The sequence below is a fragment of the Paracoccus aestuarii genome, assembly GCF_028553885.1.
Taxonomy (GTDB): domain Bacteria; phylum Pseudomonadota; class Alphaproteobacteria; order Rhodobacterales; family Rhodobacteraceae; genus Paracoccus; species Paracoccus aestuarii.
In genome coordinates this window covers 2596731-2618159 of the sequence record NZ_CP067169.1, presented here as the reverse complement: position 1 = coordinate 2618159, position 21429 = coordinate 2596731, and the positions used below count along the sequence as shown (strand labels likewise).

Here is a 21429-nt window from a genome sequence, read left to right as displayed (position 1 = left end):
CTTGCGGCAATCGCGGCGACATTTCCGCGAAAACCCGGCAGAGACCACGGCCCGAAGCCCGACCTCACGCAAAGGTGAGGTCGGTTCGCGGCGATCAGGCGCGTTCGCTGTATTCGAACATCTCGGTGTTGACGATGATCTGTTCGCCCTCGCCCACGAAGGGCGGGATCATGATGCGCACGCCATTGTCGAGGATCGCGGGCTTGTAGCTGTTGGCGGCGGTCTGGCCCTTTACGACCGGCTCGGTCTCGGCCACGGTGCAGGTGACCTTCTGCGGGATCTGCACCGACAGCGCCTCCTCGCCGTAATATTCGACGGTGGCGGTCATGCCGTCCTGCAGGAAGGGGCGGCGGTCGCCCAGCAGATCGGCGTCCAGCTCGGTCTGCTCGAAGGTCTCGCTGTCCATGAAGACCAGCCGGCCGTCGGTCTCGTAGAGGAACTGCTGGTCCTTCTGGTCCAGGCGGACGCGTTCGACCTTGTCCTCCGAACGGAAGCGCTCGTTCAGCTTGCGGCCGTCGCGCAGGTTCTTCAGCTCGACCTGGGCAAAGGCGCCGCCCTTGCCGGGCTTGACATGGTTCACCTTGACGGCGGCCCACAGGCCCCCGTCATGTTCCAGGATATTGCCGGGGCGGATTTCGTTGCCGTTGATCTTGGGCATGGGATGGGTCTCGTGCGATTGGGAAAAAATCGGGCCGGGCGGGCGTTGAACGGCCTGTCCGGCCCCCTATATCGGGGCCTTGGGTCGCAGGCAACCAGAACGGTTCTGCGGCGTTGTCAAGGCGCGATGATGCCCGCCGCAGCGTCATCGGCCCGTGCGGGGCCGGATTTTTCCCGCAAATCGGGCGGCATGCAGTATCAGCATGGCTGACATGCGGCGGAAGGGATACCGAATCGGCGCGCCGAACGGCTATTGCAGGCGGCACCGTCGGAGAAACGGAAACGAAGAAACAGGGGAAACGTCAAGTTTTCCCCCAGAGGCGCTGTTTTCCTGAACAGGGCCGAAAAGGATGGACGACACAAGATGCGCGATTTTGTTGACGGCTCGGCTTTCAATTTCGAACAGGGGCAGCGCGCCCGCAAGCTGTTTGCTGCGGTGGTGCTGGCGGCCCTGGACGACGCGATCGCTGATGACAAGAAATACGGCAACGGTCCCGAACAGATCGCGCGTTGGGCGCGGTCGCGCGACGGGCGCGAAGTGCTGTCCTGCGCGGGCATCGACCCGAACGAACGCGTGGTCAAGGGCCTGATGGAATTCGTGTCCAAGGGCGTGCGCACCTCGGTCGCGCTGTCGCGCGAAGAGAGCGAGCGCCGCATGGCCGCCGAGGCCGAGGAAGCCGAAGCCGCCTGAGATCCGGGCCGCATCGACCGTCAGGGCCGCCCTTGGGGCGGCCTTTTTCGTCAGAGCCGGGTGACGATGCGCTGCGAATAGAAATGGCGCACGTCATCGGCATGGCAGAGCTGGGTCGCGGGGGTCATCACCGCGGCCGATGCGGCGGCGGTGCCCAAGGCCAGGGCCTCCTGCACGGGCCAGCCGCGGGCCATGGCCAGCACGAAGCCCGCCACGAAGCTGTCGCCCGCGCCCACCGCGCTGACCACATGGACCGGGGCCGCGGCCGCGTGCCACGCCCCGTCGGGCCCCGCCACGACCGACCCGTCCGCGCCGCGCGCCACGATGACCGACCGGGCCGCGCCGCTCTGGACCAGGCCTTGGGCGAAATCGGCGCTGTCCTGGCGCGAGGGCAGGGGGCGGCCGGCCAGGCCCTCGGCCTCGTGGCTGTCCATGCGCAGTACGTCCACGGGGATGGACGACCCCGCCAGCGCGCGCAGCGCGTCGCCCGATGTGTCGACCAGAAGGCGCGCCCGCCCGTCCTTCAGCCGCACGGTCAGCATCTGCTCGAAGCCCGGCGCGATGCCGGGCGGGTTCGACCCCGACACCACGACCCAGCCCCCGGCCAGGGCGGCCTCGGCGATGGCAGCCATCGTCCCGGCCAGCTGGGTCATGTGCCATTCCGGGCCGGGCATGACGAAGCGGTACTGGCCCCCCGTGGCGCGGTCGGTCACGGCCAGGGACTGGCGCGTCTCGCCCGGGGCGGTCAGGCGCAGGATGTCGAGGCCCGCCGCCTTCAGCATGTCGGCCATGCGCTGGCCCGTGGCACCGCCCAGTGCGACCATGGCAGTGGACTGCCCGCCGATGATCTTGATCGCGCGGCTGACATTGATGCCGCCGCCGCCGGGATCCACCACCGGCTTGTCGCAGCGCAGCTTGAGGTCCGGCACCACGCTGTCGGCGGCGGTGGACAGGTCCAGCGCCGGGTTCAGCGTCACCGTCAGGATGGGGGTCTGGCCGCTCATTCCCACCAGCGATCGATCGAGGCGATGTCGTCATCCGACCAGCCGAAGTGATGCGCCATCTCATGCGTGACGACATGGACGACCAGATCGCCCAGGGTCACGTCCCCGCGCGACGCCCATTCGTCCATGATCGGGCGGCGGAACAGCCAGATGATGTCGGGCCCGCCGGGCTGGTCGCTGATGGATTTCTCGGTCAGCGGGATCCCGTCATAGAGGCCGGTCAGTTCGAACGGATCGTCGATCTGCAATTCGTCCAGCACGTCGTCGGGCGCGAATTCGGCGACCTGCAGCGCGACCTGGGCGGCGGCCTCGCGGAATTCGGGCGGCAGCCCGTCCAGCGCGGTGCGGGCCATGGCCTCGATCTCGGCTGCGTCGGGGGCGGTCCGGGGGTCCCAGTCACTCATGCGTGTCTCCTGCGTTCCTGCCCCCTGATATGGACAAAAAGCGCCACCTGTGAAAGAGCGATGCCAACAGGAGACGCCCCATGACCACCACCCGTTTCGCGCCATCGCCCACCGGCCACATCCATGTGGGCAACCTGCGCACCGCGCTGTTCAACTATCTGATCGCCCGCAAGGCCGGCGGCAGCTTCATCCTGCGCCTGGACGATACCGACCAGGAACGGAGCAAGGAGGAATATGTCGACGGCATCAAGCGCGACCTCGACTGGCTGGGCCTGCATTGGGACCGGGTCGAGCGCCAGTCGCTGCGGCTGGACCGCTACCGCGCCGAGGCCGAGGCGCTGAAGGCCTCGGGGCGGCTCTATGAGGTCTTCGAGACCCCGACCGAGCTGGACCTGAAGCGCAAGAAGCTGCTGAACATGGGCAAGCCGCCGGTCTATGACCGCACCGGCCTGTCGCTGAGCGATGCCGACCGCGACCGCCTGCGGGCCGAGGGGCGCGAGGGCTATTGGCGGTTCCGCCTGGATCTGGAGCGGATCGAATGGACCGACGGCATCCTGGGCGACATCTCGATCGACGCGGCATCGGTCAGCGACCCGGTGCTGATCCGCGCGGATGGGCAGGTGCTCTATACCTTCGCCAGTTCGGTGGATGACACCGACATGAGCGTGACGGACATCGTGCGCGGGTCCGACCATGTGACGAACACCGCGACGCAGATCCAGATCATCAAGGCCATCGGCGGCACGCCCCCGCGTTTCGCGCATCATTCCCTGCTGACCGGCGCCAAGGGCGAGGAGCTATCCAAGCGCATCGGCGCGCTGTCGCTGAAGGACCTGCGCGAGGCGGGCGTGGCCCCCGAGGCGCTGCTGTCGCTGATGGCGCGGCTAGGATCCGGGGTGCCGGTCGGTCTGGCCTCGCTGGAGGAGCTGGCCGAGAGCTTCGATCTGGGCCAGTTCGGCGCATCGCCCACCAAGTTCGACGCCGAGGACCTCTGGCCCCTGACGCGCGAGCGCAATCAGGCGCTGCCCTTCGACCAGGTCGCCGACCGGATCGCGGCGCTTGGGGTGCCCGGCGATCAGGCCGAGCGCTTCTGGCGCGTGGCGTCCCAGAACATCACCCGGCTGGAGGATCTGGCCGATTGGTGGCGCATCTTCGCCGAGGGCGCCGAGCCGCAGATCGACCCCGAGGATGCCGATTTCGTGGCCCAAGCGATGACCCTGCTGCCCAAGGGGCCGTTCACCGACGCGACCTGGGGCGAGTGGACCGCCGCCGTCAAGGAAGCCACCGGCCGCAAGGGCAAGGGCCTGTTCATGCCGCTGCGCAAGGCCGTGACGGGCCAGGCGCACGGCCCCGACATGTCCGACGTGATGCCGCTGCTGCGCGTGGTGAAGGCCCGCCCCTGATTGCGTCCCGCGACGGCGGGGGCTGGCCGCCCCCGCACCCCCGCCCGCGCCGCGCCGGATTTCAGTCGGGTTTCGCAATTTTTTCGTCAGATGCCGCTTGACGCCTCGGCCCGGGTCTTTTAGATCGCCGCTACCGTGTGGCGGAGTAGCTCAGTTGGTTAGAGCAGCGGAATCATAATCCGCGTGTCGGGGGTTCAAGTCCCTCCTCCGCTACCAAAAAAACCTCAAGCTTTGCATGGCCTTGAAGGATCAGTGGCAAACGCTGTCAGTTCACCGACAGATTTTTCGATGAGGCCGTGGCACTGACGTGGCACAGACTCAGTATCGTCCTCCGCTTCGGAGAATTTACGCTTTTGTGATCCTCGACAGATACTGCTGAACGTCGGACGTGTAGAACCTCACGATCGATCCGTGCTCATCACCAAGTCGGACCTTCCTTGGAAACCCGGGACGCTCCTTTGCCCACCTGTCGATGGTGCTCCTCGTTACGCCGAAGACACGCTGCAGATCGTCGTTAGAGCAGAGATGTTTCTTCGATAGCCAGTGGGGTATCGTCTTGCAGTCGGATTCCATTCTATTCTTCCTCTTCGGTTTGGGCGGGAGCGCTTATGATTTGCCATAAGGCTACGGCGAGAAATCATCGTCTGCCGGGCGTTCCGGCTCGACGGGGTCGAGATCGAAACCGTCATGACGCCACGGGTCGTCGCCAATCCGGGCCACCATTGCCGGTCCGTCTGCGTCGTTGATGAAGCGGATGGCGTGAGGCCGCTGGTGTTCCGCCCGGGCCTGATCCCAGGTCGCGCGGATCATGGCGGCCCGGGTCAGCCCGCGTCCGGGTTCGACATCGGCTCCCCGAGGAGGTCGAGGATCCTGTCGAGCTTCGCGTCGAGGCGATCCATTCGGTCCGCCATGGCCCGGTTCTGACGGGATCTCTCGACCTCCTGAACGCGGGTAGCCTCGGTCAGCTGCGCGATGAGCTGCGTCAGGATTTTCACCGTATCGGCGAGATGGCTCTCCATCAGCTTCATCGCGCTCAGGTAGTCCTTGATCACGTCCGAAACGGGGTGCTGCTCGCGGTCCGCCATGAGATCGTTCAGCAGCCCCTGGATCACCTGCAGCAGGGTCAGGATCTCTCTGATCCTGTCGTCGTCCGGCGGCTCGCAGGGGGGAGTCGGCGCGGCGGTATCGGTCATGGGAGGCCTCCAAGGTTGTGATGAGGGTAGAAAGGTGCGGCAGGGCCGCGGCGGCATGCTGCTCGAGGCCCCGGGTAAGAGCCGCGACGGAGCGGTTGCGCTTGATCCGGGCGATGGCCCGGAGGAAGGTGGGCTTCAGTCGTCGGACGACGAGAGCAAGCCACCTAGTATCCCCGAGATCTTCCTCAGGTCCCGGTTCTCCTGCTCCACCCTCTCGAGCCGAGGCAGCATCTGCCGGATCTGCGCTTCCAGCTCCTCGTTCCTGGATTCCAGGTTCTTGATCCTGTCGGAGTGCAGGCCCAGTGCCGTCTGCAGCTGTTCGAGCAACCGCCGGAAGGGGCTGAGTGCTTCGGTCGTGAACGAGTAACGCTTGGACATGGGGATCTCCTGACGCGGGGTGGAACTGGGGAAGAAGCACGGGTGAGATGTCAGACAGCTCGGCAATGAGGGGCGGCGGGGGATGGTCAAACTGGCTGGCTCGCTGATCTGCGTAGTAGTTCCGAAGCCCGACATAGGTGGCTGCCGCCTCTGCGAGGCGCTGCTGACGTTCGGCATGGAGCGGTCCATTTTCGTCGCGCAGGTCGTAAATGTCCTGCGGGCCACGAAAGCTGTCGCTGAAGCAAAATCCACTCAGTGGAAGGCGCTTTCTGCTCTTGGTATCCTCGATGGTGACGGAGTGGGCCGAAACCTCATGAACCACATGGCCGATATCACCGAGGAGCGGGTGCAGCGCGCAAATGAGATCCCCCCGACCATGCACCTCTCCGCGCTCGGCCGCAGCGATGAGCGGATCGATCAGGCGAAACAGGCTGTGGCCGTCCAGGCCCGCCCGCAGCGCCTCGGCATGATCCTTGTGCATCCACGAGGGGAGTTTGAAGAGCCTGGTCCTCAGAGGGCTCCGCGGATCTATCAGCTCAAGCCTGTCAGTCAAAGCCTCTTGCAGCACATAACGAAAGACCTCGTAACGCTTTTGCGGAGGGAATGGCGTGAATGATCTGAGATGCCCGTGTCCATTGATCATGGCGCGGGGCAGGAGGAAGTTGATCTCGAGCCGACCCGTATGCGTATGGCAGTTGGCGAAGACTGGCGGCTGGCGGAGGGTCGGGATACCTGCGTAAGCAGCGTCAAGGATCAGCGCGATGACGAGGCCCGCCTCTTTGCGCCAGTATCCGGCGTTGAAGCTTTTGACATCGACCTCCTCTGCAGCGAACGTCGCGGCGAGAGAGAGATACTTCCGCTTAAAAGGAAGCTGCGCCAGGAACTCAGCTATGTCCGTCGGGTCACCCAGCAGGGTTTCGGGCTCCGGCGTCCTGAGAACTGTCGTCTTGCGCCCTGCGACGTCTTTTGGAACGCCGTGCGCGACCAAATAATCCACTGCCTTGCGCGGGATGCTATCCTCGCAGTCGCCGGAGTATCGAGCCGTCCCGATAATCATTTCGTCTCGATGATGCGCTGCATCAAAATATGGAGTGCCAGCAGTTCCTCGAAGATATCGTCGGAGAGCGCCTCCTGTTGCATGATCGCTCGCGTCAGCTGAGTCATATGCAGCGCCAGCGCAGACTTGGTAACTGCGACTGAAGGCGATATTTTCGGCGTGACCCCTTTCTGCCGATGCAGGTCCACGAAATAGTCGCCTGCCGATTTTCCGACGGCCTTCGCAGCACGCCGGATATCCTCCCAGTCCTCATCAGAAATGCGAGCGGTGCGCTCTCTTTTCTTCGCAGACTCAACCTTGCTAGAGCCGTTCTTAGACGGTGCTTTGCCCTTCTCTTTCATGCTGTCTCGCCTTTGTTCGTTACGGAGGTAGATGTCAGATATACCGACATCAGTCCTGTCAACGAAAATCGGCTGTATTGGCCCATATGGCGCCAAAAAAGTCGATTTAGAGTGACTGAGGCAATTATTAATTATTTATAAATGACTTATAGAATTGTTTCGTAATTGGCGCGGCCTATTACCAAATGGTCTCATGGGGATGATTCGCGTTCTTCATAGAGCCGGAGACAACTAAAGAACTTGGCCTGTCGGGCCAAAGCGGCAGCATTTTGCGGATGCGAATGTCTACCGTCCGCTCGGTCGAGCTCCTTGCACGTAGCGGCTCCAAATGGCATTCGCAGACATCAGGGAGACGAAGGCTGGACGGTCCATCCGCGAATTCCACGCATAACTGACTCGGGGCAGGGGTCAGTCTGGAGCACGTCCGACGGTTCGGGCCTGCCAGGTAATCGGGGGGTGTCAGGTAGCAGGATGGCGCTCTGCTCCGGCGCCTATGGCGACTTTCCTCTTCGCTGCAGCGCGATCCGCAAAGGCCATCCTGTCCGCGAACGAGTGCAGTCTTGGTGCCCTCCAGGGATCCGAGCGCCAGCCTCCAATGCCCTCGTATCGGCCTGACATTGCGATACTGACGTTCGTTGGCAAGCAATGGCGTCAGCGCAGATGGAGGCGCGTGCTGCGCACGAGGCCGCGTCTCATTCGCTGCATGGAGGGAGCTAGACTAAGTCGTCGATTTGGGTCCGCACTATGCAGCACGTCACTGCCTGACGTCTTGGCACCGCCGGCTGCTTTAGGCTGATCATCTCTTGTATCTCTCTCAAAGACAGCATGTGGCGGGTTGAATTTTCGAACTTTCCAACATCCCGTTGGCCTCTGAGGGGATTGGATTCAGATTGCTTCCCGTATGAGGAACCGAACTGCGACGGTAACCCCAGATCTGTCATCGCGATGCAATCTATCTGTGGTGCGATGCGCCGTGGACTTGCACTGCCAGAGAGATGTCCTAGATTAAGGGGAGGCGAAATGATGATGTTTCGGAAACGCAAAATAACGCACTTCTCGAACGATAAAAATATTAAATCAATAAACGATACTTTTATAGATTCATAAACTCCCAGCAAGAGTCCGCGAATGCAGGGTATTTTTCGTCCGGCGGGCCACGTTTGGCTTGATCTAGGCAATTTTTGCTCCGAAAAGCATCTGAACCGTTTTCCAGACATGGTGTTGGGAATTTTCAGTTCTTACAATAAAATAAGGGATTTCGAGGTAGTTTTTTCGTTTTCCCAGAGGCATTTTTTGCAGGTGAGCCGAGACTGCGTTTTTTGAGATCCTGGGCCAGTGCCTCTCCTCAGTCTGAAACTGCAGCGGAGGAGCCAAACTCGGCGTTGAAAAGAGTTTGCGAAATGGTTTAGCAAATCGCATTTCCAAACGCATTTGCTGTATTCGAACCGGCCTTGGCGACGCCGGTCATCGGTCGCAGCGGTAGACATCCTGATAGCTCTGCCGCGTGCCGGTGAGATCGAAGCAGAGACCGCGGGCGCGGATGTCCTCGCGGATCCGGCTCATCTCGACGCAGGCAATCGAGCGCTCGGTGATCGAGATGCCGTCCGCCATGCAGCGCTCCATGCTGGCGTGGTGGCGGTCGACGAGGCGGCGATCGGCGCTGCCGAGAGCACCGCCTTGTGTCGTCAGAACGACGACGGCGATCAGTGCGATGATGAGTGCCAGGGCACTGGCGGCGATGACGCGGTGACGGCGGGAGAGAGGCATGATGGGGTCCTTCGGGAAAGGGGTCTGGCGGAGGGAGGCGGCCCGGATGCGGCCGCCTCGGGCAGGGTGATAGCGGCGGCGCGTCAGCGCGCGGTCAGGGCATTGTGGTCGGCGAAGACCTCGGTGCCGGTGGCGCCGTAGCCAAGCGCGGCGGCTGCGGAGAAGGGGTCATCGGCGAGATCCGCCTCTGGGTGGCAGGCGTGCAGATACATGGCGGTCACCAGCGTGGTGGCGCCGACCGGGGTCACGAGATCCAGACCCTGGTAGCTGCCGTCGCCCGCGCGGAAGGCGGGCCGGGTCTCGGAGCAGAAGAACTGCACCGGGGCCGGCGCCTCCCAGTCCAGGGTGGCGGGATCGGCCTCGGGCGAGGCGGAGACGGCGGTGCGCAGCGCGACTATCACCAGATCGCCCGGCACGGCGGCGCTGCCTTCGCCCACCACCTCGCGCGCGACCTGATCGACATGGATGCATTCGCCCATCTGGCAGCGGCCGAGATAGGGCGCGGCCATAAGCGCGCCGGGCAGGAGGAGCGCCGGCAGCAGGAGGGCAGGGAGGGGGATCGCGAAACGGCGTGCGGTGGTCGAGGTGATGGTCATGGTCGTCTCCGTGGTGCTGGGGTGGGTGAGGGTGGTGGTCAGTCCTGGCAGCGCGTGTGGTCGGAAAGGCAGTGGCGCAGGGTCTCGGGCGCATCGGGATCGAGGTCCCGCGCCAGGCGGCCGGGGCTGAGGGCGAGGGCCCGCAGCTGCCAGAGCCCCGTCGCGTCCGGGCCGTGGAGCGTGCCGGTCAGGGTCAGCGGCGCCTCCAGCGGCCCCAGCTGCAGGCTCAGCTCGGTGCGGCTGGCCGAGAAGAGCCCGCCGCGCGTTCTCGCCTCGGCCTCGAAGCCGTGGGTGCAGAGCATCTCGGTGGCATCGAACCTCTCGCCGCCACCAACATCGAAGGCCCCGGTCCGCAGTTCGGCAGGAGCGATCTCGAAGATCCGCTCGCAGCGCAGATGGGTGTGACGGGCCTCGAAGCTGCGCCACAGGTCCCGGCAATGGGACAGGAGCAGGCGCAGCCAGGGCTGATCTGCGTCGAAGGCGGCGCAGTCCGGCAGATCGGACGGCCCGTGCCGCGCGGGATCGAGTGCGGCCATGGCGGCGTCGAGGCGCCTGCGCTCAGCCTCCAGCACCTCCTCGCGCTTGGCCGCCCCGGCGCGGCGGACCTCCTCGAAGGCCGCGGCGATCTCGGGTGCCGCCGCGCGGTAGGCGGCGCTGGCCGAGATCCGGGCGAAGGCGTCGTCGGCAGGCGCGTAGCCATTCGCGGCGATCGCCGCGTCGAGCGTGGCGGGTGCGGCCTCGATCTCGGCCAGGGCGCGGCTTGCGCGTTCCCCGGCGATCTGGGTGAGCCGCGCCCCGGCCCGGGCCTCGCAGGCGGCACCTGCCGCCTCGGCTGACGCATCGCGCTCGAAGCCGAATGCCTCGCTCATCCGGACCATGCAGTGCATGCTGACAAGATAGGGTTCGGTGATCCGCTCCACGCCCTGCGCCAGCTCGGCCCCGCGGGCCTCCGCCGCGGCATCGGCCCCTGCCGTGGTCGCCGGACCGGCAGGCGTGGCTTGCGCCGGGGCCGCGAGAGCGGCGGCGGCCAGGGCTGCGGCCATGATGGGGGCCATCACGGTGGCGGGGCGGTTCGGGAAGAGGCAGGTCATCAGGGTCATCCTCGGGTGGTGGCAAGATTGGGCAGTAGGGATCAGGCAGCCGGCATCCGGCCACCGGGCAGCAGCGGGGCGGTAAGAACAGAGAGCGCGGGCCGGCGGCGTGCGGAGGAATGCGGGACACGCCCTGTGGCGTGCAGGGCGCCGAGGGGCCGGAAAGCTGTCGCCGCCATCATCCGCGCCCCTCCGTCCCCGGCCGCAGCTGCGACCGTGCCGCTTCGATCCGGGCGATGAGCAGCTCGAGCCGGTCCTGGGCCATCATGGCGCCGCGGGCGAGGCCAGCGCCCTTGGGGCCGGGGACGGCCTCGGCGGCCCAGAAGAGGAGCGCCAGCAGGTCGCGCAGCACCGCCGCCTCGTCCAAGGCCTCGGTCAGAGCCTGATGGGCCGGGCCCGCCGGCTCACGCGCCGCCATGACGCGCCTCCGTGCCGGCAGGGCCGGTGGGGCCGCCAGCAGCAGGGGCGGTGACGGCAGCGACGTCTGCGCCCGCCTCCGCGCCCCACCGAGCGGCGGCCGGCGCGGTGCGCGGCGCGGCGAAGGGATCGCCCTCGATGACCCGCTCGGCGAGGAGGCGTGCGGTCAGCGCCTCCAGTCGCGGGCGCTCGGCGATGAGCGTGGCGCGGGCGTGGCGCAGCGCGCGCTGCAGATGCGCCTCGACCCGCGCCGCCAGGGCCGGATCCGTCGCCAGCACTGCCCCGGGATCGGCCTGCCAGAGGAGGCCCGCGCCGAGCCCGTAGCCGCGCTCGATCTCGGCCGCCAGCTGCGTCGCGCGGCCGAGATCCGAGGCGGCGCCGCCGCCCGCGCCAGTGGTGGGCGCGCCGAGGATCAGCTCCTCGGCGGCGCGGCCGGCTAGGCAGCAGGCCAGCTGGTCCTCGAGCCCGGCGCGGGTGTCGAGAAGCGGCAGGTCCTCGACCGCGACATGGCCGCCGGTCATCCCGATCCGCGCGCCGGTGATGCGCCCACGCCGGGTCTGGTGCAGCATCACCGCGTGGCCCGCTTCATGAACCGCGACGCGGCGCAGCACCGCAGGGTCCTCGCGCCCGAGCCCGAGCGCGGCGGCAATGTCGCCCGCGGTGACGGCGCGGCCCGCTTCGCGCGCGCGGCTCTGCGCCTCGCGCAGCGCGGCGTCCAGCTCGGCCGGGCTGCGCCCCGCGGCGCGGCGGGAGAGCCGGTCGAGATCCGCGCCGGTGATCGCCCCACGCACCGCGCCGGGCAGTGCGGCGACCAACCGCGCCAGGATGGCGCGCACCGCCGCCGGGGAGGGGCGCGGCAGCGCCAGCACCCGGTCGATGCGGCCGGGGCGCAAGAGCGCGGGGTCGATGGCGCGGGCGTCGTTGGTGGTGGCGAGGACCAGCACCCCCTTGAGGCCCAGGACTCCGTCCAGTTCCTGAAGAAGCCCGGCGATCACCTGCGCGCGGTAGGAGACGGCATGCCGGTCGCCCGAGGCGCGGCTGCCGGCGGCGTCCAGCTCGTCGAGGATCAGCACGCAGGGCGCGTTGCTGCGGGCGCGGGCGAAGGCGGCACGCATCTCGCGCAGCATGTCGCCGAGATGGCCCGCCGCCTGCCATTCGGCCAGCGAGGCGGTAACGAGCGGCAGCCCGGCCGATCCCGCCACCGCGCGCGCGAGCCAAGTCTTGCCGGTGCCGGGCTCGCCATAGATCAGCAGCGAGCGGGTCATCTGCGACCAGGCGATGCGCCCCGCGCGCCAGGCGGCGATGTCCGCGACCAGCCGCCGGGCCGCCGCGGCGACGGGGCCGTCGAGGCACAGATCCTCCAGCACCGGGCCGGCGTCGCGTGTCCCTGCCGCCACCTCGGTCAGCCGGCGCAACTCGGCCGCGCGGCCGGCGAGGTCCGGCAGCCGCAGCGCCAGGCGCCAGGCATCGGCACCGAGTCGCGCCAGCGCCGCGTCCTGCGGCAGCGCGCAGTCGCCGACCAGCGGGCCGGGATCGCCGAGGCTGAGCGCGGCGGCCACCACCTCCCGGTCCGGGGGGCCGAGCTGCAGCACCGGCGGCAGCAGCCGCGCCATGCGCCGCGGCAGCTGCGCGGCATCCCCGAGGATCAGCAGATGCGCACCGCCCCCCTCGGCCAGCGCGTCCTTCCAGAAGCCGGCCACGGCATCCAGCGGCTTGGTCTCGGGCGCAGTGGCCCGGCCGGAGCTGCAGACGAGGTTCAGCTTGCGGGTTGGGTGCTCGGCCTCGATCAGCTGGGCCAGCACGATGGCCAGATCGCCGGCGAGGCCGGCGGGCCGGCAGGCGATCACGGTGATGGCGCCGGGCGCTAGCCACCGGGCCAGATCCTCGGCCGTGGGCAGCGCCCGGCAGAGCCGCGCCAAGGCCAGCGCCCTGAGCGGCCGCTGCGCGAGGCCGGGGCGGGTGTCCGCAAAGCTGATCTCGGGCTCCTCGATGGGCACGGTCTCGTCGATCTCCTCGAGGTCGATCTCACCGATGCGGCCCTCGACCAGGGCCTCGAAGACATGCTCGGGCATCTCCTCGGCGGTGAGGGGGCGCGCGTCGATCAGCGCGGCGGCGGTGTAGAAGCGGGGCAGCCAGTCGGGCATGGGTCGGCTCCGGGCATGGCGTTCTTCCGCGCCTTTCGCGCGGCAATTAGGCGGGAAGAACCAATGAAGCTGCAGTTCATCGCAGCTGTGCAGGCTTTGACGGCGGACGTTGTATCGGCTCCGAGACTTCGACCGGGACACGCAGATCCATCCCGAGCTTCAGCCAATCGACGGCGGTTGGACCATGCTGCCAGATGCAGGAGGCCAAGATGAACGCGCCAGTCAGGAAGGGCGAGGAGGTAGATTGGCGCTTCATGATAGGGCTCCTCCTAGCCTTGGTCACTTTGGTGGCCGACGCGGGCGCCTCAGGTTTGCGATAAACCTACAATAGGTGTAATTGTAGTTAGTGTGAGTCGTTGTGTCAACTACAGGTAACTACAAATGAGTAAGTCTTTGCCGATATCCTTTCGCTTGCCTTCTGAGGCTAAACACGCGCTTGAACAGGCAGCAAAGGATGATCATCGTTCTGTATCCTCCCTGCTAGAGAAGGTTGTGGTCGAGTGGCTCCGGGGCAATGCTGACTTCGGGAAGCCCGAGGGCAAAAAAAAGGGAACAGCTGGGATCGATGCTTCCGAATAGCTGAATCACGCCCCGACCCGATCGCTGTCGCCGCGAAAATGTAACAGAAGAGGCAGGATTCTTGATACGCGTAAGCCATTGAGAACGATGTGAAAAAATCGCTGGCATGAAGCTTCGATACGGCTCGAATACTAAATTTCAAAGATATATCAATAGCTTGAGCTCTTCTGCCTGCGTAGCGTATCAGAGCTGAAACTTAAGTATCCTGCGCACGTGTGCGCACGTGCAGGTAGGTGTGCGTGTGTATATATATGTTTTTTCTTGATACATTTTCAGTTTATCACAGATATTCGTTTAAGAACATGAGCATAACTGCGTATCATTCTTGTATCACAGCGTATCAAGATGGGCTGGTTGTTACAGCGCGAAATATGACCCCGATAGCGGCTCCGTGGAAAGGCCACGCAGCGGCTTCAAGCCTTGGTCGGCGCTTCTATAAGCCGCTAGCTGGACCGGTCTGACACTCCTGCCGCTATGATAGTGCGGCTCGAACAACACTCAACGCATTGATTTCACCTGTTGAAGCTGCGGTGTCGCTCGCTTTTAACTGCAAGGCGCAGAGGCATTGTGCAGACGCCCTGAAATTCCAAATTTGCCGGTGAAGCCCGATTTCCGCGCCCATGTGCAGGATGACCTGCTCCGTCCGCGACTGGTCGACATGATCACGCGCGCCAACGAGCGGGCGAAGCGCGCTGCACTGATCGATTTGGGAGTTTGTCGAACGGGAGTGGGCGAGTTTTCTCCCGTCGCTTCAGGGTCGGCCGCGACTTCGCCGTGCCAAGTGGCATGGCTCATGTATCTCTAGCTTGCTTTAAGACTTTCTGACGGGGCTGTCATCGCTCAGTGGGTCGCGAACCCGTATTGTCCGCATTTCACCGGCGAGACATTCGTTCAGAATCGCCCGCCAGTCGCCCATAATCCCTGACCTGCTGGCGCAAGCGCATCGGCGAGGAGCGAGTGGAATGGCTGCTGATCAAGACGATCGAGGCCGGACTAGCCTCATGCAGTCGGGAACAAGCGCCTAAAGCAGGTCGTCGTCGATGCCGCAGCGCCCTCCGCCAGCTCGAGGGGTTATGTCAACCGGGTCCGCCGTGACCTGCGGCGCCACTTGCAGGTCTTCTGGACTCGGCCATTCTCGATCACGTAGTTAGGAAGAAATGTCTGGCTAGGAAATCTCGCTAGGTTAGCATATTGATGACTATCAGAGTAGAAGCTGCAGGTTGATAGTTTCGAACTAACCTCTAAGGGAACAATTTATCAATGACAATTTGCGATAGATGCCAAAAGGAAGCTGACATTGGCGATATGCTAATGCCAAACGGATTCATTGTATCGCCGGAGGAGTTTGGGCGGGTGATTCACGCTCTGAAAGAGCCAATAAAGGTTTCCCATCCCAGTAAGGAAATAGACAAGTCTCTTAAAGTGATTCAGTCAGAGGCTTCGGCGGATGCAGTTCAAGTCGAAGATCTTCTTGCAATGCTTGATATCCGCGTGGCGAATACATTGTTCTACAAGCGAGACCTCTCTTTCAAATTGGGCCTGCTTAAGCGGACATACTTTGCGCATCCAAACGGGGATGAAAGGATTTTCTTAGGGCGCGGTCGCTTGAGTTTAGCTGGAGTTGCTTGCCTCTTGAGTTGGTTGGAACGAGCTGGCTTCGCCAAAGTAATCGGGGATGCAGCGTTGAAGTTGGCCCCGCGAGTTAAAAAGGGCGCACTGCTGACGTCTGAGCAGCATGACATAGCCAACTTTGCAATTAATAGGCACTCGATGGTGCCTATCACTCTCGATTGTATAGCCAGCGATAATTTCAAGCCTCGTGTGGAGGAGTTTCTAACCGAAACTGGCTATCTTGTTAAAATAAAGCTTAACAAGGGACGTTTGACCTACTCGATGAAGATTGAGCCGCCAAGAATAAAGTAGAGCTAATTTCTCTAGAAAAGAACTTTACGATCAGCAAGCTTCTCGAAAGCTCTGTCGTCACCTGAAGTCCTTCGACTTCACCCTGACTGTATCGATATGCAGATCCGGGATATAGATGTCGCGCGGCGTCGGCGTTCCGGTGTTGCCAGGCAGGCTCCCGCCGGTCGCCCTGAACTCATCGCCGCGCCCGTGGGTCAGCGGGAAAGCGTCGCCGCGCTTGCCGATGCTGGCAAGCTCAGTTGAAAGGTCGGTGATGCGCTGGACGACGAGGTGGACGACCTCGCCCTCGCGCTGGATATGGCCCGCGACGGAGATCATGCCGGCGCCTAGGATGGCGCGGCGGTTGGCCTCAAAGACCTTGGGCCAGACGACCAGGTTGGCGATGCCGGTCTCGTCCTCCAGCGTGATGAACATCACGCCCTTGGCCGAGCCGGGGCGCTGGCGGACCAGCACGATGCCCGCCACCTCGCAGCGGCGACGGTTGCGGGAGGCCATCGCTTCCGCGCAGGGGATCATCCGGCGGCGGGTCAGGTCCTCGCGCAGGAAGGCCACCGGATGGCGGCGCAGCGACAGGCCGGTATGGCCGTAATCCTCGACCACCTCGCGGCCTGCAGCCATCGGGCGCAGGGTCACGGGGGGCTCGGCATCGCCGGCCGGCGTCGCGGCGAAGAGGGGCAGGTCACCGTCGCGCAGGGCCTTCAGCTGCCAGAGTGCCTCGCGGCGGGCGAGGCCCAGAGCGGTGCGGAAGCCGTCCGCCTCGGCGATGCGGGTCAGTGCCGCCACCGGCACCGGCGCGCGGCGGCGCAGATCCTCGACCGAGGCGAAGGGCTCGTCGGCGCGGGTCAGCACGATCGCCGCCGCATGGGCGTTGGCGAGGCCCTTGACCATCCGCAGCCCCAGCCGGACGGCGAAGCGCCGGCCGTCGCCAAGCGGCTCCAGCGTGCAGTCCCAATGGGAAGCGTTGATGCAGACCGGGCGGACCTCGACCCCGTGATCGCGCGCGTCGCGCACGATCTGGGCGGGCGCGTAGAAGCCCATCGGCTGGCTGTTCAGGAGCGCCGTGCAGAACACGTCCGGATGCCAGCACTTGAGCCAGGAGGAGGCATAGGAGATCAGCGCAAAGCTGGCCGCATGGCTTTCGGGAAAGCCGTAGCTGCCGAAGCCCTCCAGTTGGCGGAAGGTGCGCTCGGCGAAGTCGCGGTCGTAGCCGCGCGCCGCCATCCCCTCGATCAGCTTGTCGCGGAACTTCGACACGCCGCCGGTGAACTTGAAGGTGGCCATGGATTTGCGGAGCATATCAGCCTCGCCCGGCGTGAAGCCCGCGCATTCGATGGCGACCCGCATCGCCTGCTCCTGGAAGAGCGGCACGCCGAGCGTCTTGCCCAGCACCTTCTCCAGCTCGGGCGTCGGGAAGGAGACGGCCTCCTGTCCCGCGCGCCTGCGCAGATAGGGATGGACCATGTCGCCTTGGATCGGGCCGGGCCGCACGATCGCCACCTGCACGACCAGATCGTAGAAGGTGCGCGGCCTCAGACGCGGCAGCATCGACATCTGCGCCCGGCTCTCGATCTGGAACGTGCCGAGCGTGTCGGCCTTGCGGATCATCGCATAGGTGCGCGGATCCTCGGCGGGGATCGAGGCCAGATCATGGCGGATGCCCTTGTGATCGGCCAGAAGCTGCAGTCCCTTGGACATGCAGGTCAGCATCCCAAGGGCCAGCACGTCGACCTTCATGAAGCGCAGCGCCTCGATGTCGTCCTTGTCCCATTCGATGACCTGGCGATCCTCCATGGCGGCGGGCTCGATGGGCACGAGATCGTCCAGCCGGTCATGGGTCAGCACGAAGCCGCCGGGATGCTGGCTGAGATGCCGCGGCGTGCCGCGCAGCTGGGCTGCCAGTTCCAGCGTCAGGCGCAGGCGGCGGTCGGCGGGGTTGAGGTTCAGCGCGCGCAGGTCGTCATCGGTGATCCCCTCCTCGGACCAGGCCCAGATCTGGCTTGAGAGCGTGCGGATCAGGTCCTCGGGCAGGCCGAGCGCCTTGCCGACATCGCGCAGCGCGCCCTTGGAGCGATAGCGGGTCACCACGGCGGTCAGCGCGGCGCGGTCGCGGCCATAGGTGCGGTAGATCCACTGGATGACCTCCTCGCGCCGCTCATGCTCGAAGTCCACGTCGATATCGGGGGGCTCACGGCGCTCCTCGCTGACGAAGCGCTCGAACAGCAGGTCGTTGCGCCCCGGATCGATGGAGGTGATACCCAGCACGAAGCACACGGCCGAGTTCGCAGCCGACCCCCGGCCCTGGCAGAGGATGCCGCGGGATCGGGCGAAGCGGACGATGCTGTTCACGGTCAGGAAGTAGGGGGCATAGTCCAGCCGGTCGATCAGGCGCAACTCATGTTGTAGGCTGGCAGTGACCTCGATCGGGATGCCTTCAGGATAGCGTTCGGCCGCGCCCTCCCAGGTCAGCCGCTCCAGCGTGGCTTGCGCGGTGACGGTGGGATCGTCGCGCTCCTCGGGATACTGGTATTCCAGCTCGTCCAGCGAGAAGCGGCAGGCCTCCGCGATCCGGGCCGAGCGGGCCAGCGCCTCGGGGTAGCGGGTGAACAGCCGGTGCATCTCCGCCGGCGTCTTCATGTAACGGTCGGCGTGACGCTCGCGGCGAAAGCCCAGAGCGTCGACGGTGGTGTTGTGACGGATGGCGGTCACCACGTCCTGCAGGATGCGGCGGTCGGGCGCGTGGAACAGCACGTCGTTGGTGACCACCGTCGCCACGCGCAGGCGGGCGGCGAGGTTCGACAACTCATGGAGCCGCAGCTGATCGTTCGGGCGCCGCCGCAGGGTCAGCGCCAGATGGGCGCGGTTACCGAAGGCCTGGCGCATCCGGCGCAGCTGCAGGGCGCAGAGGTCATCCGCCTGATCGGGGATCAAGATGCCGATCAGGCCCTCGCAGGCCTCGGAGACGTCCGACCATTCCAGATGGCACTTGCCCTTGCCCGCCCGGGCCTTGCCGACCGACAGCAACCGACAGAGGTGGGAATAGGCCGGCCGGTCGGTCGGATAGACCAGCAGTGACATGCCGCAGTTGAGGTCCAGTCGGCAGCCGACGATCAGCCGGACGCCGGTCTCCTTGGCCGCCACATGCGCGCGGACGATCCCGGCCAGCGAGTTCCGGTCGGTGATGGCCAGGGCCTCCATCCCCATCAGGGCGGCGGTGGCGAAGAGCTCCTCGGCCGAGGACGCCCCGCGCAGGAAGGAGAAGTCCGAGGTGACCTGCAGCTCAACGTAACCCGGCCCGCTCATCCGAACACCCCATGCAGGAACCAGCGATGCGATCCGGTGGCCTGGTCTTCGCCGTCGCCTTGCCGGAAGATCCAGTAGCGGGCTCCGGCCTCGTCCTCGATGCGGAAGTAATCGCGCACGGCCTGGGCCTCGGCGTCACGCTTCCACCACTCGCCGAAGATGCGTTCCGGCCCGTCGGCGCATTGCACATGGCGCCGCACCCCGCGCCAGAGGATCCAGCGCGGCGGATGGTCGGGCAGCAGCGCCATGGTCTCGATCGGCTCGGGCCGCGGCAGCAGGCGGGCGGGCCGGGGCCAGTGGTCGGGCCAGGCCTCCATGCCGGGGGTGGCCGTGTCCACCAGCGGCGGGATGCGGATGATGGCGCGTTCCGGCACGTCGCTGGCCACCGCGGCGAAGCGGAAGACCGAGCGGGCGCCAAGCCGGTTCGACAGCGTGTCGATCAGCCCGGAGAGATCGGGCGCCGCCTCCTCCAGTAGCGAGGTGGCCGCCTGCCGCGGCACCAGCGGCTCGGCGATGGTGGCGGTCAGGGTCATGATCTCGATGCCGAGGCCCGGATCGAGGGTGACGATCCTGTCGCAGAAGAGCCGGGTCAGCCTGGCCGGGTCGCGCTGCGGCACGGCCAGGCCTACGCGCAGGACCTCGATGCGGTTGTCGATCCGCGCGCATAGCAGGTCCAGCCGCCGCGCGCCGAGACCCTTGGCGGTCAGTTCGGTGCAGAGCTGGCCCACCAGCTTGCCGATGGTGCGAGCGATGGTCTCCGGCGCGGCGATGGGTTCGGCGAAGGCGCGGCGGATCTCGATCAGCCCCTCCGGGCGCAGGGGCGCGATCGGCTCGGATGCCAGCCCCCGCGCCTGGTCCAGGCGGCGGCAGAGGGCCTCGCCAAAGCGGCGGGTCAGGGGCGCGCGCGGCTGGTCCATCAGATCGCCGATGGTCTCGAAGCCGAGATCCCGCAGCCCGGCCGCCGTGGCAGCGGGCAGGCGCAGAGCCTCCAGCGGCAGGGGCGCCAACGCGGCGTCCGACGCACCCGGCGGCACGATGGTGACGCCATCCGCCCCGTGATGCGCCAGCGCATGGGCCGCGCCCCAGCTGTCGGCCAGGGCCAGCCGTGCGGTGATGCCGGAAAGCGCCAGCTTGCCCGCCAGCGCCTCCAGCATTGCCGCCTCACCGCCATGCAGATGATCGGCGCCCGTCGAGTCGATGACGATCCCGTCGGGCGGATCGGCCGAGACGATGGGCGCGACCCGCTGCAGCAACCAGAGCGCCAGACGCTCGAGCGCCGCGGCATCTGCGGCGGCGTCATCCGCCTCGATGCGCAGATCGGGCACCAGCGCCTGCGCCCGGCTGACAGTCATGCCCGTCCGCAGGCCCAGATCAAGTGCGGCGGGGCAGGCGGCGGTGATCACCCGCCGGTTGCCCACGCGGCCGGCGATGATCAGCGGCCCCTCAGCCGGCGGCAATGTAACGTCCGCCTGCCGCTGCCGCCGATCGATCGGCCACATCGGCAGGAAGACGAAGATGACCCGCGCCATCGCATGCCTCCAGTTCGAGATCGAAGGAATCCCCTGCCCGGGCTCGGATCAGCTCCACGAGCCACCGGGCCCGGCCGATGCCCAGAACGGGCAGGGGGGCGGAGGGCAGCTCCGACACCCGCCAGCGGGTCATCGCCGCGGTCGGCTGTCCGAAGTCGCTGGCATCCGCCTGCCGCCGCCAGCGCCTGAGCGCCAACCCGATGGTGCCCGACCCCTTGGCGGCGAGGTGCAGCCGGCGCGAGGCGGTCATTGACAGCCGCGCCACGTCGCCGACCACCGCGCCCAGCCCGCCATGGCGCAGCCCTTCCTCCATCGCGGCCAGAACCGAGATGTCGTCTCCGGCCTCGACATGGATCACCCGCTCGGGCGGCAGGCCGACCTGCGCCAGTCCCGGCGCGAAGAGATCGGTCTGGGTCACGCACCACAGCACCTGGCCCTTCATCCGCGCGGCGATGCCAGCCACGAAGCAGGCGGCCGCCGCGCCATCCACCGCACCTTGACCGCCGCCGGCGACCTCGTGCAGCGCGCCGAGCGACAACCCGCCCTGTGGCAGGCGGCGGTCCAGCTCCCGCACCCCGAAGGGCAGCACACCGTGTTGGCGCGCTCCCGTGCCGTCGATCTCGCCGATCCGGGCACGCAGTTCGGCCAGAGCGGGGCGGACGGCAGGCATGGAAAGGGGCTCCTTTGCAGTTGGTGATGAACGGGTCTAGCTAGTTCCTGTTTTGTTCTTAGCGTGCCATTCTGTCAACCGGCGCTGCGTATGTTCCACTGTGAGCCTGGGCGACGACGCCACAAGGAATTGAAAATGCTGGATTCAAAGCGGGGGATAAGTCGTAGGTGGTCGTATAGACTGCCCATCCTGATCCTTCGACAGGGTAATGGCATTAGCCGTGACGTGATTGACCTAGGCAGAAAGCAGGCCCAGAACGGAAGCTAGGAAAGCGCGAGGGCAGGG

At 65.9% G+C, this 21429-nt stretch carries 19 protein-coding genes, 1 tRNA gene and 1 pseudogene; 6 read left to right on the top strand and 15 right to left on the bottom strand.

Annotated elements, in window-relative coordinates; translation table 11 throughout:
- Window positions 1–94: 94 nt before the first annotated feature.
- Window positions 95–658, bottom strand: a complete 564-nt coding sequence (gene efp, locus JHW48_RS13255; protein ID WP_119885189.1) for an elongation factor P — start codon at window positions 656–658, stop codon at window positions 95–97.
- 363 nt (window positions 659–1021) lie between these two features.
- Here efp and JHW48_RS13250 point away from each other — a divergent pair, with 363 nt between their 5' ends.
- Window positions 1022–1348: a DUF6280 family protein gene (locus tag JHW48_RS13250; protein WP_042251710.1), complete on the top strand. Its 327-nt coding sequence runs from the start codon at window positions 1022–1024 to the stop codon at window positions 1346–1348.
- 50 nt (window positions 1349–1398) lie between these two features.
- Here the strand turns inward: JHW48_RS13250 and JHW48_RS13245 are convergent, their stop codons facing one another.
- Window positions 1399–2352: a 1-phosphofructokinase family hexose kinase gene (locus JHW48_RS13245; protein WP_119885188.1), complete on the bottom strand. Its 954-nt coding sequence runs from the start codon at window positions 2350–2352 to the stop codon at window positions 1399–1401.
- Window positions 2349–2756, bottom strand: a complete 408-nt coding sequence (locus tag JHW48_RS13240; RefSeq protein ID WP_119885187.1) for a metallopeptidase family protein — start codon at window positions 2754–2756, stop codon at window positions 2349–2351. Before JHW48_RS13240 ends, JHW48_RS13245 begins: the two co-directional genes overlap by 4 nt.
- 80 nt (window positions 2757–2836) lie before the next feature.
- On the opposite strand from JHW48_RS13240, the gene gltX reads away from it, so the two are divergent.
- Both gltX and JHW48_RS13230 read left to right on the top strand, forming a co-directional pair.
- Window positions 2837–4159, top strand: a complete 1323-nt coding sequence (gltX, locus tag JHW48_RS13235; RefSeq protein ID WP_119885186.1) for a glutamate--tRNA ligase — start codon at window positions 2837–2839, stop codon at window positions 4157–4159.
- Between the two features lie 139 nt (window positions 4160–4298).
- Window positions 4299–4375, top strand: a tRNA-Met gene (locus JHW48_RS13230).
- Between the two features lie 408 nt (window positions 4376–4783).
- Here JHW48_RS13230 and JHW48_RS13225 read toward each other — a convergent pair.
- The 3 genes from JHW48_RS13225 to JHW48_RS13215 all read right to left on the bottom strand — a co-directional run bounded on the left by JHW48_RS13225 (window position 4784) and on the right by JHW48_RS13215 (window position 5730).
- The gene (locus tag JHW48_RS13225) at window positions 4784–4969 is read right to left on the bottom strand and encodes a hypothetical protein (RefSeq protein WP_119887741.1); all 186 of its coding nucleotides are present in this window, start codon (window positions 4967–4969) and stop codon (window positions 4784–4786) included.
- Between the two features lie 11 nt (window positions 4970–4980).
- A complete protein-coding gene (locus JHW48_RS13220) occupies window positions 4981–5352 on the bottom strand; it encodes a BAR domain-containing protein (RefSeq protein WP_119887740.1) in 372 nt (123 codons plus the stop codon).
- A 135-nt stretch (window positions 5353–5487) separates the two neighbouring features.
- Window positions 5488–5730, bottom strand: coding sequence for an MreC domain-containing protein (locus tag JHW48_RS13215; protein ID WP_119887739.1), 243 nt, complete (start codon window positions 5728–5730; stop codon window positions 5488–5490).
- 82 nt (window positions 5731–5812) lie between these two features.
- Between JHW48_RS13215 and JHW48_RS13210 the strand changes: the two genes are divergently transcribed.
- Window positions 5813–6346 (top strand): hypothetical protein, encoded by a 534-nt coding sequence (locus JHW48_RS13210; RefSeq protein WP_119887738.1) that lies wholly within the window; start codon window positions 5813–5815, stop codon window positions 6344–6346.
- Window positions 6347–6783: 437 nt separating this feature from the next.
- Here the strand turns inward: JHW48_RS13210 and JHW48_RS13205 are convergent, their stop codons facing one another.
- The 6 genes from JHW48_RS13205 to JHW48_RS13180 form a co-directional block, all read right to left on the bottom strand.
- Window positions 6784–7128: a hypothetical protein gene (locus JHW48_RS13205; RefSeq protein WP_119887737.1), complete on the bottom strand. Its 345-nt coding sequence runs from the start codon at window positions 7126–7128 to the stop codon at window positions 6784–6786.
- Between the two features lie 1464 nt (window positions 7129–8592).
- Window positions 8593–8895 (bottom strand): hypothetical protein, encoded by a 303-nt coding sequence (locus JHW48_RS13200; RefSeq protein ID WP_119887736.1) that lies wholly within the window; start codon window positions 8893–8895, stop codon window positions 8593–8595.
- 83 nt (window positions 8896–8978) lie between these two features.
- Window positions 8979–9491 (bottom strand): hypothetical protein, encoded by a 513-nt coding sequence (locus JHW48_RS13195; protein ID WP_119887735.1) that lies wholly within the window; start codon window positions 9489–9491, stop codon window positions 8979–8981.
- A gap of 38 nt (window positions 9492–9529) precedes the next feature.
- The gene (locus JHW48_RS13190; protein ID WP_272835629.1) at window positions 9530–10591 is read right to left on the bottom strand and encodes a hypothetical protein; all 1062 of its coding nucleotides are present in this window, start codon (window positions 10589–10591) and stop codon (window positions 9530–9532) included.
- A gap of 169 nt (window positions 10592–10760) precedes the next feature.
- The gene (locus JHW48_RS13185; protein ID WP_119886388.1) at window positions 10761–11000 is read right to left on the bottom strand and encodes a hypothetical protein; all 240 of its coding nucleotides are present in this window, start codon (window positions 10998–11000) and stop codon (window positions 10761–10763) included.
- Complete coding sequence (locus JHW48_RS13180) at window positions 10987–13143, bottom strand: AAA family ATPase (RefSeq protein WP_272835628.1); 2157 nt, start codon at window positions 13141–13143, stop codon at window positions 10987–10989. Before JHW48_RS13180 ends, JHW48_RS13185 begins: the two co-directional genes overlap by 14 nt.
- Before the next feature lie 1177 nt (window positions 13144–14320).
- On the opposite strand from JHW48_RS13180, the pseudogene JHW48_RS13175 reads away from it, so the two are divergent.
- Window positions 14321–14742: pseudogene (locus tag JHW48_RS13175) on the top strand (transposase); the annotation flags it as partial.
- A 333-nt stretch (window positions 14743–15075) separates the two neighbouring features.
- Entirely contained in the window at window positions 15076–15645 is a 570-nt protein-coding gene (locus JHW48_RS13170) for a hypothetical protein (RefSeq protein WP_147388186.1), read from the top strand.
- Window positions 15646–15702: 57 nt separating this feature from the next.
- Here JHW48_RS13170 and JHW48_RS13165 read toward each other — a convergent pair whose 3' ends face one another.
- From JHW48_RS13165 to JHW48_RS13155, 3 genes are read right to left on the bottom strand one after another with little or no spacing between them, the layout of a single operon-like run.
- Window positions 15703–18945, bottom strand: a complete 3243-nt coding sequence (locus tag JHW48_RS13165) for an error-prone DNA polymerase (RefSeq protein WP_272835627.1) — start codon at window positions 18943–18945, stop codon at window positions 15703–15705.
- Window positions 18942–20402, bottom strand: a complete 1461-nt coding sequence (locus tag JHW48_RS13160; RefSeq protein ID WP_272835626.1) for a Y-family DNA polymerase — start codon at window positions 20400–20402, stop codon at window positions 18942–18944. The genes JHW48_RS13165 and JHW48_RS13160 overlap by 4 nt, the downstream gene beginning before the upstream one ends.
- Window positions 20389–21144, bottom strand: a complete 756-nt coding sequence (locus JHW48_RS13155) for an ImuA family protein (RefSeq protein WP_119886941.1) — start codon at window positions 21142–21144, stop codon at window positions 20389–20391. The genes JHW48_RS13160 and JHW48_RS13155 overlap by 14 nt, the downstream gene beginning before the upstream one ends.
- Window positions 21145–21429: the final 285 nt, after the last annotated feature.